We start from the raw sequence: 14,901 nt of genomic DNA on the forward strand, positions 1-14,901 counted from the left end.
TCGCGTATCCTGCGCGGTTGTCGTTGACAGATACCACCGATTGACGTAACAACGAGTCGTGAAGGATACGCGAACTACAAAGTTCGCGCTACGACGCACGCGGCGCGGCCACGCGCAGGCGTTACGCAACTTGGGTTTGCAAGTATCCGACTTGCCCGGCCCGCGCCGCGTGCGCCGATATTGCGCAACTTGCGCCGCTAGTCGACTTCCTCATGCACAACAACTACTTTTTCCTGCGCCTGCTGGCTCCGGCCCTGGCGCGCCACCTGGCCGGCTACCGCGTGGCGGCCTGTTTCTCGCAGGAAAAAGACGAGCTGGTCGTGGGGCTGACCAGCGGCGCGGCGGAGTTCTGGCTGAAGGCCCACCTGGCCGGCACCCAGCCCCTGCTAAGCGTGTCCGACAGCTTCCACCGGGCCCGGCAGAACTCGGTGGACCTGCTGCCCGGGCTGCTGGGCCAGGAGGTGACGCGCGTAACCGTGACGCCCAACGACCGGGTGCTGCAATTGCATTTTCGCAGCGGGGCGGCGCTGTGGCTGAAGCTGTTCGGTCCGCACGCCAACGCCGTTTTCTACCCCGCCGACGGCAGTCCGACCCAGCTGTTTCAGCAACGCTTCACCGCCGACGCGGCCCTGCGCGAAGCCGTTACCCGCCCCGACCCCACGCCCGCCGAAGTAGCCGCCCACCCCGACCCGGCCCGCCTCTACCCCACCCTGGGCGAAGTGCCCCGCCACTGGCTGCGGCAGCGCGGCTACGAGGCGGCCGCGCCGCCTGCGCGCGTCGAGCTGCTGCAGGAGCTACTTGCGTTGCTGGCCCAGCCGCCGGCCCTGTACATCATCAGCTTGGGCGGCCGCACCCGCCTGAGTTTGCTGCCGGTGGGCGAAGTGGAGCAAACCCTGCCGCCCGACCCGGTAGCCGCCCTGCGCGCCTTCGTGCCGCTGCTATTGGGCCGCGGCGCCTACGAGGCGGAGCTGCGGCAGCTGCGCCAGAGCCTGGAGAAGCGCGCCGACGAGGCCGCTACCAGCGCCAGCATGGCCCGCCGCCGCCTGCACGAGTTGGAGCACGAAGCCAGCTACCGCCAGACGGCCGACCTCATCATGGCCAACCTGCACCAGATTCCGGCCGGCGCGGCCCAGGTGGAGCTGCTCGACTTCTACCAGGACGATAAGCCGCGCCTCGTCAAGCTCAAGCCCACCGAAACGCCCCAGCGCACGGCCCAGAATCTTTACCGCAAGGCCAAAAACCAGCAGATTGAGCAGCGCCAGCTGCAGGAGCGCGCCGACCGCCGCGAAACCGAGGCCCTCTGGTGCCTGGAGCGGCTGGAAGAGCTGCCCACCCTGCCCGACCTGCGCCAGCTGCGCGCCTGGCGCAAGCAGCACGGCCTCGACCCGGCCCTGCAAGCCAAAGCCGCGGCCACCGAGCTGCCCTTCAAGGTATTCGAGGATTCGGGCTTTACCATCCTGGTCGGCCGCAATGCCCAGAACAACGACCTGCTAACCCAGCGCTACGCCCACAAGGACGACCTGTGGCTGCACGCCAAGGACGTGAGCGGCTCGCACGTGGTGGTGCGGCAGCGGCCGGGGCACGCGGTGCCCGCGCCCGTGGTGGAGCGCGCCGCCCAGCTGGCCGCCTGGTACTCGCGCCGCCAGAACGACTCGCTCTGCCCGGTCACCGTCACGCCCAAGAAGTTTGTGCGCAAGCCCAAGGGCGCGGCCCCTGGCCAGGTGGTGGTGGAGCGCGAGAAGGTGGTGCTGGTGGTGCCCGCCAACCCGTTTGAGCGGGCGGGCTAACGCAGCATGGGCTGGCGCCGGTTTAGCCGCGCAGCGGCGTAACCGGTGCCCACTATAAAGCAGGCTTTCAGCCTGCGGGTATAGCCCCCGGACAAGCATTCGACTACATTATGCGCTGCAAAAGGGCACTCTAAGCCTTCTGCGAGTAGCCCCGAACGAGTATCCGACCGAATGCAACAACGTCCGGCGCAGGCTGGAAGCCTGCGTTATTTCCGGCACCGGTTACGCCGCTGTGCGGCTAAACCGGCGCCAGCCGTGCGCTTTCATCCGGCAGGGCCAAACGACAGCGGCCGGCTCCTGATGCAGGAGCCGGCCGCTGGGCTGGTGTGCGCACAGGGAGAGTCGAACTCCCACACCCGAAGGCACCACCCCCTCAAGATGGCGTGTCTACCAATTTCACCATGTGCGCAGAACACGAAAACGACGCTGTTGAGGGCGTCCGCTCCGCCGTCGAGGGCGGCGAAGTGGCGACAAAAGTAGTAGATGCCCCGCGGCGTTGCAAGCCCGGAGGCGGCTTTTCTGCATTTCGGAGCGTAGCGCCAAGGCTATCAGGCATAAAAAATAGTGCGGCCGCCAAATTCATGGCTTGTTCACGCCCGTGGCGCTTAGCTTGCCGCCAGTCTTACTCTGCTCCTCGCCCATGACGTCCCACGACGCTTTTCAGGAAATCGGCACCAAGCATTCCGGCTCCTTCTTTCAGCGCTTTGCCCAGCGCATCACCCAGTGGTCGGGCTCGACGGCGGCGTTTCTGCTGGCTTTCGGCACGGTGCTGGCCTGGGCTGTTACGGGGCCGCTGTTTCACTACTCCGAGGACTGGCAGCTGGTCATCAACACCGGCACCACCATTGTGACCTTCCTGATGGTGTTTCTGATTCAGCGTGGGCAAAACAAGGATTCCCTGGTGCTGCACCTCAAGCTCAACGAGCTGATTGCCGCCACCAAGGGCGCCAGCAACCGCCTCATCAACGCCCAGGACTTCACCGAGGAGGAAATTGCGCTGTTGCACCAGTTCTACTGCCTGCTGGCCGAAAAAGCGCGGAAAGACAACAACCTGGGCCGCACCCATACGGTGGAAGAAGCCGAGGAAAACCACGCCGGGAAGCTGGAGCACCAGCGCCGCTAGGTTGGCCTGTCGTGTCGAGCGGCGCAGGACCTCCCGCCCAGCCACAAAGGGCTGGCCCGGATGTCGCCCGTTGTTCGCCATGACAGCTGAAACGCCAACGCGGCGGCCTTCCGGACTTGGAAGGCCGCCGCGTTGCGGTTTGGAATAAGGATGCGGGCCGCTTAGTCGGCGCGGGCCAGGGGCGTGTCGACCACGTGCTCCGACACGAACCACACCTGCATTTCGTTGGTGCGCATCACGTCGCTCACGATGAGGTCGTTGGTGCCGTCGTCGCCCGAGTCATCGGCCCGCTTGGCGTAGTCGTGGCAGTTTTTGAGCATGATCTGGTGGGCTTCCAGCAGGCGCGACACCTGTACGGGCGCTTCTTCGCGGTCCTTGGGCGGGCGCGGAATCGAGGTCAGTTCGGCCACGTCGGCGGCCATGGCTACGGCCACCCCACCCAGAATCTGAATGCGCTCGGCGATGGTATCGACCAGTTCGCTCTGCTCCTCGTAGTGCTTGTCGTAGAGCAGGTGCAGCTGGTAGAACGTGGGGCCGACGACCTGCCAGTGGTGTTTTTTGTACATGTCGCGCAGCGAGATGGTGTCGGCCAGCAGCTGGTTGAGCATGGTCACGCTTTCCTGGCGCACCTGCTCGGTCAGGCCGATGGGCAGGCGCTGCGACACGGTGCCGTATTTCTGCAGCGGAGCCGGGGCATTCTTCTGCTGGTTCAGGATGGGCTGCACCTGGGGTTCGTTGCGGTCGACGGGGCGCACGGGGGCGTCGATGTCGGCGGCCTGGGGGGCTTTGGCGGTGTCGGCGCGGCCGTTGTTGCCGGCAGCGGCTTTTTTGGCGGCGGCTACGCGCGGGGCGGGGGCAGCGGGAGCTTTCGAGGCGGGAGCCTTTTTAGCGGGGGTGGCTTTGGTTGCCATGAGGATGGTATCTGGGTACGGAAATGTTGAGAGCAGGCCGCGGCACGGCCGGTAAGGCGCCGCAGCAGCGCCCCACTGCCCGGCAATACGCCAAGGCGCGGCGCGGGGTTGAGGCCGGCCCGTATATTTAGCCGCCCGGTGGCGGCTGCCGGGCCGTTTTTTCGCGCTATGCTGGCTCCCACTCACCCCCACCCCGAAGAGCACCTGAGCAGTTCGGCCCTGTTGCAGGACATCGTCATTGGCTTGTCCGACGGCCTCACGGTGCCTTTTGCGCTGGCGGCCGGCCTGAGCGGGGCGGTGCGGTCTTCGGGGTTGGTGATTACGGCGGGCCTGGCCGAAATCGTGGCAGGCTCCATTGCCATGGGCCTGGGCGGCTACCTGGCCGGCCGCACCGAGCTGGACCACTACGCCGCCGAGCTGCGCCGCGAGTACCGGGAGGTAGACGAGGTACCCGAGGTAGAGCGGGCCGAAGTGCAGGAGCTGCTGGCCGATATGGGCCTCTCGCCGGCCACCCAGGCGCAGGCCATGCGCGAGCTGACCGCCGACCGGGACCAGTGGGTAAAATTCATGATGAAGTACGAGCTGGGCCTGGAGCAGCCCGACCCGCGCCGGGCCCGCAACTCGGCCGCCACCATCGGGCTAGCTTACGCGGTGGGCGGCCTCATTCCGCTCAGCGCCTACTTCGTCACGGCCACGCCCGCCGAGGGACTGGTCTGGTCGGCCGTTATTACGCTGCTGTGCCTGCTGGTTTTCGGCTACTTCAAGAGCCGCCTGACCGGGCAGCCGCCGGTGCTGGGCGCCCTGAAAATGGCCGGCATCGGGGCGCTGGCCGCCGGCGCGGCCTTCGGCGTGGCCCGGCTGGTGGGCGGCTGATGCGTGTTTCCGTGTTGGTTGTTCAGTTCCCGGCGGCGGTTTTTCGTACGCACAGACCGGGCAATCCGCGGGGCGGGTCCGCTTTGGCCTGATGGAGCCGAACGGGGCGACCGATTAAGCCCGTAGCGGCCCGACCCCGACGAGCAACGAACAACCAGCAACGAAACACGAACAATGCCTTTTCCCAATTTCGGCGACGACAAATCGGTGGTGAACCGCCTGCTGTCCACCCTGCCCCAGGTGGGCCGCCTGGAGTGGATTGGGGTGCGGCCCAAGCGCCGGGAGCCGCTGCGGGCGCTGCCCGAGGTGGAGGTACTCCCCGATGCCCACCTGGCCGGCGACCATGCCCGCATCAAACCCGGGGGCAAGCGGCAGGTCACCCTGATTCAGCACGAGCACCTGGCGGCGGTAGCAGGCTTTCTGGGCTTGCCCGAGCCGGTGGCACCCGGCCGGCTGCGGCGCAACCTGGTGGTGAGCGGCCTGAACCTGCTGGCCCTGAAAAACCGCCGCATCCGCCTCGGCGACGAAGTGGTGCTGGAAATTACCGGCGAGTGTCACCCCTGCTCCCGCATGGAAGACGAGCTGGGCCCCGGCGGCTACAACGCCATGCGCGGCCACGGCGGCCTGACGGCCCGCATCGTGCAGGGCGGCCGCATCCGGGTGGGCGACGCGGTACGGGTGGAATCGTCGGGCGAAGCCTAGCCCTGGCAAGCACAACGGCCCCGGCAGCTGAAGTTGCCGGGGCCGTTCGTCATCGAAGAGAATAGGGGGTTACTGCTTAACCACCCGCACCGTCTGCTGCCAGGGGCCAGCTTCCAGCGTCAGGAAGTAGCTGCCCGCGGCCACGCGCTGTAGATCGAGTTCCAGCGCCTGCGGGCCGGCGGCCTGCCGGGCTCCCCCGACTGTGGCAACCGTGCGGCCCAGCTGGTCGCGCAGCAGCGCCTGGGGCGTGGCGGCGGCGGGCAGGGTGTAGCGCAGGTGCAGCGGCCCACCAGTGGGCACGGGCGCGGCCAGCAGCTGCAGGGCCAGCTCCGACCGGCGCAGGGCCGTGGGGCGGGCGGCGGTGTAGCGCGTTAGGCGCATGTCCATGCCATTGCTCGTGTTTCCGACGCCCTCCCAGGCCAGCAGCTGGTCATTGGGCAGAGTGCTGAGCGTGCGCACGATGCTGCCCGTGCCGGCAACATATAAGCCGGCCGGATAGCCAGTTACCGTCGCGAAAGAAGCATCCAGCACCCCGGCCGGGGAGTAGCGGGCCAGCATTCGCTGCTGCCCAAAGGAGCCCCCAACCACAATGCTGCCGTCGCTCTGCAAGGTTACGGCCGCAAAGCCCCCGCCCAGGCTGGTGCGGATGCTGGCGGCCACGGCCGTGTTAAACGCCGCGTCGGGACTGCCGTCGGCGTTGAGCCGGAACAGGGCCGGGTTTTCGCCGGCGTTACCGCCGCTGACCTGGCCGTTGTCGACGCAGCCCGCCGCCAGAATCTTGCCATCGGGCTGTAGGGCCAGGCTGTGGATGGCCGTGTTCCGCGGCGAGTTTTGCTGCCCCGGAATGGTGCTATAGCCCGTAATGGGCACCTCACCGTTCGTGCCAAAGCCCGTATCGGGGGTACCGTCGGCGTTGTAGCGGGCTAGGCGGGCGCTGGTGATGGGAATACCACCCGCATTGCCGAACCCCGTGGTTGTCACCAGGATCTTGCCGTCGGGCTGCACTAGCAGGTCGCGAAACATCCCGTTGTAGGCGTAGCCCATGTAGCTGTTCGTGCCCGAGCTGACGAACGTGTTGTCGGGCTGGCCGTTGGCCAGCAGCCGCACCAGCCGCGTCGGGTAGTTGCGGTCGTAGCTGGCTGCGGCCAGCAGCTTGCCGTTGGGCAGCACTACCACCCGGGCCAGCTCGGAAGGGCCAGTACCCGAGCTGCCGTAGGCCAGGCCATTGGTACCAAAACTGGTGTCGAGGACGCCCTGGGGGCTGTAGCGGGCCGCCGCCCACACGTTGCCTACACCGCCCGGCACGCCGCCCACCACCACGATTTGGCCGTTGGGCTGTAGGGCCAGGCCGCTGGCGTTACCGGCCGGAAACGTACTGGTGACGCTGCCGCCCGTGCCGAAACCGGTATCGGGGGTACCGTCGGCGAGGTAGCGGCGCAGCGTCCAGCGGTTGGCATCGGCGGCGCACACCAGCACCTTGCCGTCGGGCTGTACCAGTGCCTGGCCCATCACCGACCACACGGGGCTGCCCGCCGAAATGGAGGAAAAGTTGAAGCGCGGGCCCGTCAGGCCGGTAGTTACCGTGCCGGCCGTGCCAAAGTTGGCGTCGGGGCCAACCTGCTGGGCCAGGGCCAGCGGAGCGAGACTCGTTAGCAGTACCGCGGTCAGTCTAGCACGCAGCGTCGGAGCGAGGGTAAAATTTCTCAGCATGCAATAAGTGGATAAAAGTGGAGCTGGGCAGAATCCTTCGTGAATCACGATAGGCCGCCAAAAACTACATGATTTCCCACAGAAATATCCTAGCAATAGCCCTAAAGGCCCGCTAATCCTGCTGCGAAGGCAGGCTTTCGGGCCGCGCGGCGTTGGCCCGGTGGGCCAGACGGTAGCTCACGGCCAGCACCACGTTGTTTTTGGCGGAGGTGTTCTGCGGAATGAACTGGCCCTGCCGGAACGCGGGCAGGTTGTAGTTGGCTTGGTCGATCCAGCCGGCCTGGGCGGTCAGGTGCTTGTTGAACTGGTAGCCCACGCCGGCGTAGAAGCGGTTACGCTCAAATACCGGCCCCCGCAGGTTCAGGAATATTTCGTCGTACACCGAGAGAAACACCGTTTTGGGGCCGATGGTCTTGGCGTTCAAGGGCATAAAGGCGTTGAGGCGGTAGCGCAGCCGGTTGCGGGTGCTGGTGCTGTCGTCGCGGTAGCTGAACCAGCGCTGCTCGGCGCGGTAGCGGTGCTCCAGCTTCAGGCGGCTGGAGTACTGCGTCAGCACCACCTGGGCCCACAGGCGGGCTTCCACGTTCAGCGGGCCGGCCGACAGGTCGCGGTAGTCGCTGGTAGCGTAGCGGCCGCCGCCCAGCAGCGCGGTAAAGTTCTTGTCGATGTCGTAGCTCAGGCCGGCCTTCAGCTCGTGGTAGAAGTACTGGCGAAACAGCGCGTTGGTGCGCACCTGCACTTCGGCAAAGCCGCCCCAGCGCTTCTCGGGGCTGCCCGGCAGCTGCACCGTACCGATAAACCAGCTGCCCCAGGGCTGGGCGGGGTTGAGGGGCGTTTGGGCCCGGGCGGCCGGGGCCAGAAGCAACAGCAGGCCCAGCAGGCTGCCCGGGGCAAGTACAAATCGGTGGCGCATGTCGGGCGGCAAAGGTAGCGGCTGGCGGCCGTAGCGACGCACCCGCCCGGGCGCGGCCGGCCTTCCCCCGGTTTTGCTCAGGCGAAGATGCGCTGCCGAATCAAGTGCGCCAGCAGGTGATTATCCCAGTACTGCGAGTGGGCCGCTACCGGCGTGCTTGAGTCCAGGTCGCGGCGGTTGCGCACGGCCCAGTCCTTGGGCGGCTCGGCATTCGGCTGGCCTGTTCGGGGGCGGGGCAGGTCGTAGTAATCCAGCGGGCCGCTGATGGGGTCGGCTTTCGAGTAGATGTTGTACCAGACAATCTGCTTGCGCGCGGCCTCGTCGCGGATCAGCGGCTGCACCGAGGCCGTCAGCGGGGGGCGCAGCGAGTTAGGCGCGCTGCGGGTGTGAAAAATGTAGGCCGTCTTGTCGAGGGGGGAGCCAAAGGTTATCAGTCCGCCGGTACGCCCGGCCGTGTGCAGGTGCCCGCCCAGGCCTTCGTCGAGGTTGAGCGTGGCGTTGAGCGCGTCGTAGGCCACTACCGAGCCCAGCGAATGACCCACCACGATGATGCGGTCGTAGGCAAAGGCCAGCGGCGCGGTGGCCGGCGCGTCGGGCGGGGGCTGCTCGCAGGCCCCGTAGATGACGCAGGCCGTTTGGTGAGCCAGTTTCTTGACTTGTTCGCGCACGCGGTGAAAACGGTCCACCTTGTAGGAATCCAGGTAGATGGCCACGTCGCCGAGGTACTGCACCAGAAAGTTGCGCAGCACCAGGCTCACGCCCGCGGTACCGCCCCACACCAAGGCAATCAGCAGCATCCGGACTACGGTAGCGCCCCCGGGCCGCCAGGCGTCTTTTGAGCTGTCGTAGCTACCGCCGAGGCGCGTCAGCAGCCAGCTCGGGTCGGGGCTGCCGGGCGGGCGCACGTGCGGCATGGAGAAATAGTGGTAGGCCAGCAAGCCGGCCGTCGTCAGCAGCGCCAGCACCGCCAGCCCCAGCGCTGCGGTGGTAGCCACGTTGAGCCGCTTGCGCTGCCGGCGGCGCTTGTGCAGGGCCCGGCGCAGCTTGCGCGGAGTACGGCGGCCCGCCTGCCGGCTCAGCCGCCCGAGCTGCCGGGTAAGGCGCTGGCTCCACCACAAGCCCAGCCCGCCGAGCACCGCCGGTACCAGCAGCACGAGCAAATCCAGGGTCAGCCAATCGACCAGCGCCGTGGGCATCTTGGTCAGCTTGGACATATCCAGCAGATTGGCCCCAATAACCAGCCCCAGGATGGCGTTAATCGATACCAGGGCCATAACCAGGACCAGGGCCCCCAGCAGCTTGAGCGGCGTGCTGTTGGGAATCACAAACTCCCGCGCGCTGCCGAACATCCAGCGCCGGTAATACTTGTCGAGCCGAAACCAGCGGCGCAGCCACTTCAGCTGGTTTTTCAGGCGCAGGCCCCGCCAGCCGGCCGTAGCCAGAAAGCGCACCACTTCCGGCAGCTTGATGACGTCCTCGGTCAGCGGCGCCCAATAGGCCTCGTAAATGTGGACGCGCCGGGCGGGGCCGCCGTGCCGGTCGGCCAGCTCCACCTCGGCCCGCGGCAGCCAGGTTTCCTGCCGGGTGTCGGGGTCGAACAGGCGCACGTGGCCCACCACGGGCGGGGCCGCCCCTAGGTCTTCGCGGGCCTGCAGCAGCTCCGCCACCCGCGTCAGCGTTTCGAAGGGCACCTGCTGGCCCATGCCGTGACTCACGAACACCGCTACCGGCTTATCCGGGTTGGGCGGCCCGGGCGGCGGGGCCGGGCGCTGCAGCGAGGTAAGCTGGGTGTGGGGGGCGGCCACCCGCGGGAGGGCCGGGCCGGCAGACTGGGTAGAAGCGGGCATTTGGCCTCTGACGGTGATAGATGAAAAATAAACCCTGGTTAATATAAAGGCGGGCGTTACATCAGCAATGCGGTGCGCGTATATGCCAGGGGCTTATTGAAGAATGGCGCGGCGGTAATACCGCAGTGTAAAACAAGCCGCTTCTTTTGCTCATTATTTTTAATACCTTTTTAACTAAATAATGCAATCCATCCGGCCCACCTCGGCCGTATGCTTGTTGCGCCCTGGCTCCCGGGCTCAGCGTGCCTTTTCCCCAACACTTTCTTCTGCTTTTTCCAACCAAACTCCACGCTTGTATATGCCCACACCCCTACTAAGGTCCACCTCTTCCAGTGCCGCCTTCCGCCGCTCCCTGGGGCTGCTGGGCGGCGCCATGCTGCTGAGCCTGGCTGCCAATCCCGCCAGCGCGCAAGTAGTGTTCGGCCTTTCCGGTACCGATCTGACTTCGGTGAACCTGGCTTCGCCTGCCACCTCGCAAACGCGCACGGCCATTACCGGCGTGGCGGCGGGCCAGACGCTGGTGGGCCTGGATTTCCGCCCCAACACCGGCGAATTGTTTGCCCTGGGCTACGACGCCAGCACGACCGGCGTCAATAGCCGCCTGTACGTCATCAACCAGACGACGGCCGTGGCTACGCCCGTGGGCCCGGCGGCCGTTCGCCTGGAGCTGGGTGGCGCCTCGGAGCGCATTGCCTTCGACTTCAACCCGACGGTGGACCGCATCCGGGTGGCCAGCACCAACAACACCAACTACCGCCTGAACCCCAACAACGGGGCCGTGGCCGCCACCGATATCAACCTGGCCTTCGTGGCCGGCGACGCCAACGCCGGGCAGGACCCCTTCGTGGGTGCGGGGGCTTACACCAACTCCTTTATCGGGGCAGCCACCACCACGCTGTACTACGTCGATGAGCAGCGCAGCCTGCTGCTGCGCTCCGACAACCCCAACGGCGGCACGCTGGCTACCGTGGCCACGCTCAGCCCGGCGGCCGGCGGCAACCCCACGCCCATCAACGCGCCCGGTGCCAGCACCGACCTGGACATCGTAACCAACGGGCTCAATGACCAGCAATACTACCTGAACGTGAACCAGGTGGATGGCAGCGGTAACTTTGGCTCCTTCCTCTACCGCGTCAACCCGGCTAACGGGGCCACGACGTTTGCTGGATTCATCAATGGCCAGGGCGTAGGCATCACCGACATTGCCATCCGCATCGACCGCACGGCCCCGGCCCCCAGCGGACAGCTGCTCTACGGCGTGACGACCAACAACAACCTGATCAGCTTCTACTCGGGTACGCCGGGCTTCGTCAACACCTCGGTGGCTATTACGGGCATTACGGCCGGGCAGACGCTGGTGGGTACCGACTTCCGCCCCAACACCGGGCAGCTGTTTGGCCTGGGCTACAATACCGATACCGGCGAATCGCGCCTCTACACCATCGACCTGACCACGGCCGTGGCGACGCCGGTGGGTAGCGGCCCCATCACGCTGGGGCTGGGCGACGCCACCGACAACATCGGCTTCGACTTCAACCCCACGGTGGACCGCATCCGCGTGGTCAGCACCAACCGGGCCGACTACCGCCTGAACCCCAACAACGGCGCGCTGGCTGCTACCGACGGCACGCTGGCCTACGCTGCCGGCGACCCGAACGCGGGCCAGACCCCGCGCATCGGCTCGGTAGGCTACACCAACAGCTACCCCGGCAGCACCAGCACCACCCTCTACGACATCGACGAGGCGCTGAGTGTGCTGGCCACCCAAAACCCGCCGAACGCGGGCACGCTGAACACGGTGGGCAGCACCACCGGCCTGACAGTGAGCAGCTCGAACGCGCTGGTGGACCTGGACATCTACTTCGACCGCACCAACTTGGTGAACCAGGCCTTCCTGGCAGCCAATCCCAACGGGCAGGCCACCAGCAACCTGTACACCCTCACGCTGGGCTCGGGCAACGCCACGCAGGTGGGCGCCATCGGCCTGGGCATTCCGGTGCGGGATATTTCGGCCCAGCTGGAAGGCGCCAACGCCTCGGCGGCCCTCACCGGCCGCCTGCTCTACGGCGTGGCCGGCGGCAACCTGGTGTCGTTCGACTCGGGCAACCCCAACGTCATCCGCACGGCGGTGAACATCACCGGCCTGCCCGCCGACGGCTCGCAGGTGCTGGTCGGCACGGACTTCAGCCCCGCCACCGGGGAGCTGTTTGCCCTGGGCTACAACGTCAGCACCCAGCAAGGCCAGCTCTACACCCTGAACACGAGCACCGGCGCGCTGACGGCCGTGGGCAGCCTGAACGCCTACGGGTTGGGCACCACGGCGGCCAACATCGGCTTCGACTTCAACCCCACGGTGAACCTCATCCGGGTGGTGTCGGGCACGAACCAGGCCAACCTGCGCGTGAACCCCAACTCCGGCGTCGTGACGACGGATATCAACCTGAGCAACCCCAGCGGTACACCGCTGCTGACCGGCGCGGCCTACACCAACAACGACAACAACGCCAACACCGGCACCACGCTCTACGGCATCGACCAGGCCCGCAACGTGCTGCTGCGCTCCACCAATGCCAACGCCGGCACCTACGTGGACCAAGGCGCGCTGAACGTGGTGCTGAACTCCTCGCAGGGCGCCGATTTCGACATCTACTCGGACCTGACCAACCCCTCTTCGCCCGCCAACGCGGCCTTCCTGGCCGCCTCCGGCTCGGGCCTGAGCACCGACAACCTGTACATGGTGGACCTGGCAACCGGCGCCGCCTCCTCGGTCGGCCGCATCGGCTCGGGCACCAACCTGACCGGCCTGGCCGCCTTCCTCACCCCCGGCCCGGTCATTGCGGCGGGCCTGACCTGGACCGGCGCCCTGAGCACCGACTGGGGCACGGCCGGCAACTGGAGCCCGGCCCAGGTGCCCACCGCCACGGATAACGTGACCATCCCCGACGTGACCAACGACCCGGTGGTGAGCAACGCCCAGCAGGCGGCCAGCGTCGCGCTGACCAGCGGCGCCACCCTGACCACGGCCAACGGCGGCACGCTGACGGTGAACGGCTCGTTTACCAACAACGGCGGCACCACGCTGGGCAGCGGCACCGGCACGGTGGTATTTGCCGGCGTATCCCCGCAAACCATCAGCGGCACCACTACCTTCTTCAACAACCTCTCGGCCGGCCCGGCCGGGGTGGTGGCCTCGGCCCCGGTGCAGGTGCAGCGGGTGCTGACGCTCAACGGCAACCTGACCTCCAACGGCAACCTGACCCTGCTCAGCAATGCCACCGGCACGGCCCACGTGATAAACAACGGCTCGGCCGTGGTGACGGGCAACGCCACGGTGCAGCGCTACCTCGACCCGAGCCTGAACCCCGGCGCGGGCTACCGCCACTTCTCGGCGCCGGTGAGCGGAACCACGGTGGCCGATTTGACCACTGGCCCGTTCACGCCGGTGGTAAACCCGGCCTACAACAATTCGCCCACGCCCAACAACGTGACGCCCTTCCCCACCGTGTTCGGCTACGACGAGACGCGCGTGAATACCAGCGGCAACCCCGCCCCGCAGGATTTCGACAAGGGCTTCTTCTCGCCGGGCGCTACCACGGACCCGATGACCGTGGGCCGCGGCTACACCGTCAACATCCCGGCCGGCCTCACCCCTGATTTCGTGGGCGCGCTGGGCAACGGCGCCATCACGCAGGGCGGGCTGACGCGCGGCACGCAGACGGCCTCGGGCTGGCACCTGCTGGGCAACCCCTATCCCGCCCCGCTGAACTGGGACCTGGTGGGCCGCTCGAACGTGGACGCGGCCGTGTACGTGTACCGCTCCACCGGCCAGTACGCCGGTACTTACTCCAGCTACGTGGCGGGCGGCGCCGGCACCAACGGCGGCACCAACGTCATCGGCTCGGGCCAGGGCTTCTTCGTGCGGGTGACCACGCCGGGCTCCTCGAACGGGCAGGTATCGTTTACCAACGCGGCCCGCTTCACCACTTACCAGAGCCCGGTGTTCCAGCGCAACGCGGCCATTACCGGCCCGCTGGTGCGCCTGGAGCTGCGCGCCGCTTCCGGCCCGGCCGATGAGGCCGTGGTGTACCTGGAGCCCGGCGCCACCGTCGGCTTCGACGCCTCGATGGACGCCTACAAGCTGCTGGCCGGCGGCGCCCCGGTGCTGGCCACCGAGCTGGACGCCACCAACCGCCTCTCCATCAATGCCCTGCCCCCGCTGAGCAGCAGCACCCCCGACCGCATCGTGAACCTGCACGTGCAGGCCCGGCAGGCCGGCGCGCACACGCTGCGGGCCACCGAGCTGCTGAACCTGGCCGGCGGCGCCTTCGCCTACCTGCGCGACGCCGAGACGGGCACCATCATCGATCTGCAGAGCCAGCCGAGCTACAGCTTTACGCTGGCCAGCACGGCCGTGACCAGCCGCTTCACGCTGCTCATCACCCAGAACCGCGTAACGGCCACCAACAACCCGCAGCTGAGCGCCCAGGTGGGCCTGTACCCCAACCCGGCCCGCTCGCAGGTAACGCTGAGCCTGCCCGCCGCCCTCGACCGGCAGCCGGTGGCCGTGTCGGTGCTGAACGCGCTGGGCCAGCAGGTGCTGACCCGCGTGCTGCCTGCCTCGCGCGGCACCGAAGCCGTAACCCTGCCCCTCACGGGCCTGGCCAAGGGCGTGTACACGGTGCGCCTGACCACTGCCGAAGGCCTGCTTACCAAGCGCCTGGTGGTCGAGTAATTGTCTAGTAAGTCGGAGCCCGGTGGCGCCAAACGGCCACCGGGCTTATCTTCCCACCGTCATCAGCCCTGATTGCATGCATCACGTTGCCTCTTCCCTGCGCCTGCTCGGCGCCTGCCTGGTCTTTTCCCTGGTTACCTTGTCCGCTCAGGCCCAAACCGACCCCGGCTCGGGCGGCCCCGTGCCCGGCAACCAGCCCGACCCCACCGCCGTGCCCATTGACGGCGGCGCCTCGCTGCTGCTGGCCGGCGGCGCGGCCTACGCCCTCAACCGCCTGCGCAAACGCCGAACTGCCTAACGGCG

At 67.2% G+C, this 14,901-nt stretch carries 10 protein-coding genes and 1 tRNA gene; 6 read left to right on the forward strand and 5 right to left on the reverse strand.

The window, feature by feature from the left end; all coding sequences use genetic code 11:
• Positions 1-212: 212 nt before the first annotated feature.
• Complete coding sequence (locus EJV47_RS20750) at positions 213-1,787, forward strand: NFACT RNA binding domain-containing protein (protein ID WP_126695125.1); 1,575 nt, start codon at positions 213-215, stop codon at positions 1,785-1,787.
• 327 nt (positions 1,788-2,114) lie between these two features.
• Here the strand turns inward: EJV47_RS20750 and EJV47_RS20755 are convergent.
• Positions 2,115-2,196 (reverse strand) — tRNA-Leu (locus tag EJV47_RS20755).
• Between the two features lie 231 nt (positions 2,197-2,427).
• On the opposite strand from EJV47_RS20755, the gene EJV47_RS20760 reads away from it, so the two are divergent.
• A complete protein-coding gene (locus EJV47_RS20760) occupies positions 2,428-2,910 on the forward strand; it encodes a low affinity iron permease family protein (protein ID WP_126695126.1) in 483 nt (160 codons plus the stop codon).
• 161 nt (positions 2,911-3,071) lie between these two features.
• Here the strand turns inward: EJV47_RS20760 and EJV47_RS20765 are convergent, their stop codons facing one another.
• Complete coding sequence (locus EJV47_RS20765; protein WP_243651242.1) at positions 3,072-3,821, reverse strand: Dps family protein; 750 nt, start codon at positions 3,819-3,821, stop codon at positions 3,072-3,074.
• Positions 3,822-3,989: 168 nt separating this feature from the next.
• Here EJV47_RS20765 and EJV47_RS20770 point away from each other — a divergent pair, with 168 nt between their 5' ends.
• Positions 3,990-4,694 carry a VIT1/CCC1 transporter family protein gene (locus EJV47_RS20770; protein ID WP_126695127.1) on the forward strand — a complete coding sequence of 235 codons (705 nt, stop codon included), beginning with the start codon at positions 3,990-3,992 and terminating at the stop codon, positions 4,692-4,694.
• Positions 4,695-4,868: 174 nt separating this feature from the next.
• Positions 4,869-5,396, forward strand: coding sequence for an MOSC domain-containing protein (locus EJV47_RS20775; RefSeq protein WP_126695128.1), 528 nt, complete (start codon positions 4,869-4,871; stop codon positions 5,394-5,396).
• 69 nt (positions 5,397-5,465) lie between these two features.
• On the opposite strand, the gene EJV47_RS20780 is transcribed toward EJV47_RS20775, so the two are convergent.
• From EJV47_RS20780 to EJV47_RS20790, 3 genes are all read right to left on the reverse strand, one after another.
• Complete coding sequence (locus EJV47_RS20780; protein ID WP_126695129.1) at positions 5,466-7,106, reverse strand: hypothetical protein; 1,641 nt, start codon at positions 7,104-7,106, stop codon at positions 5,466-5,468.
• A 112-nt stretch (positions 7,107-7,218) separates the two neighbouring features.
• Positions 7,219-8,019 (reverse strand): DUF2490 domain-containing protein, encoded by an 801-nt coding sequence (locus EJV47_RS20785; protein ID WP_126695130.1) that lies wholly within the window; start codon positions 8,017-8,019, stop codon positions 7,219-7,221.
• Between the two features lie 77 nt (positions 8,020-8,096).
• Positions 8,097-9,866, reverse strand: a complete 1,770-nt coding sequence (locus EJV47_RS20790) for an alpha/beta hydrolase family protein (protein WP_126695131.1) — start codon at positions 9,864-9,866, stop codon at positions 8,097-8,099.
• A 298-nt stretch (positions 9,867-10,164) separates the two neighbouring features.
• Between EJV47_RS20790 and EJV47_RS20795 the strand changes: the two genes are divergently transcribed.
• Both EJV47_RS20795 and EJV47_RS20800 read left to right on the forward strand, forming a co-directional pair.
• Positions 10,165-14,598: a DUF4394 domain-containing protein gene (locus tag EJV47_RS20795; RefSeq protein ID WP_165903855.1), complete on the forward strand. Its 4,434-nt coding sequence runs from the start codon at positions 10,165-10,167 to the stop codon at positions 14,596-14,598.
• Positions 14,599-14,674: 76 nt separating this feature from the next.
• On the forward strand, positions 14,675-14,896 hold the full coding sequence (locus tag EJV47_RS20800) for a PID-CTERM protein-sorting domain-containing protein (RefSeq protein WP_126695133.1): 222 nt from the start codon (positions 14,675-14,677) through the stop codon (positions 14,894-14,896).
• Positions 14,897-14,901: the final 5 nt, after the last annotated feature.

It is taken from the genome of Hymenobacter gummosus, from assembly GCF_003970915.1.
GTDB lineage: Bacteria > Bacteroidota > Bacteroidia > Cytophagales > Hymenobacteraceae > Solirubrum > Solirubrum gummosum.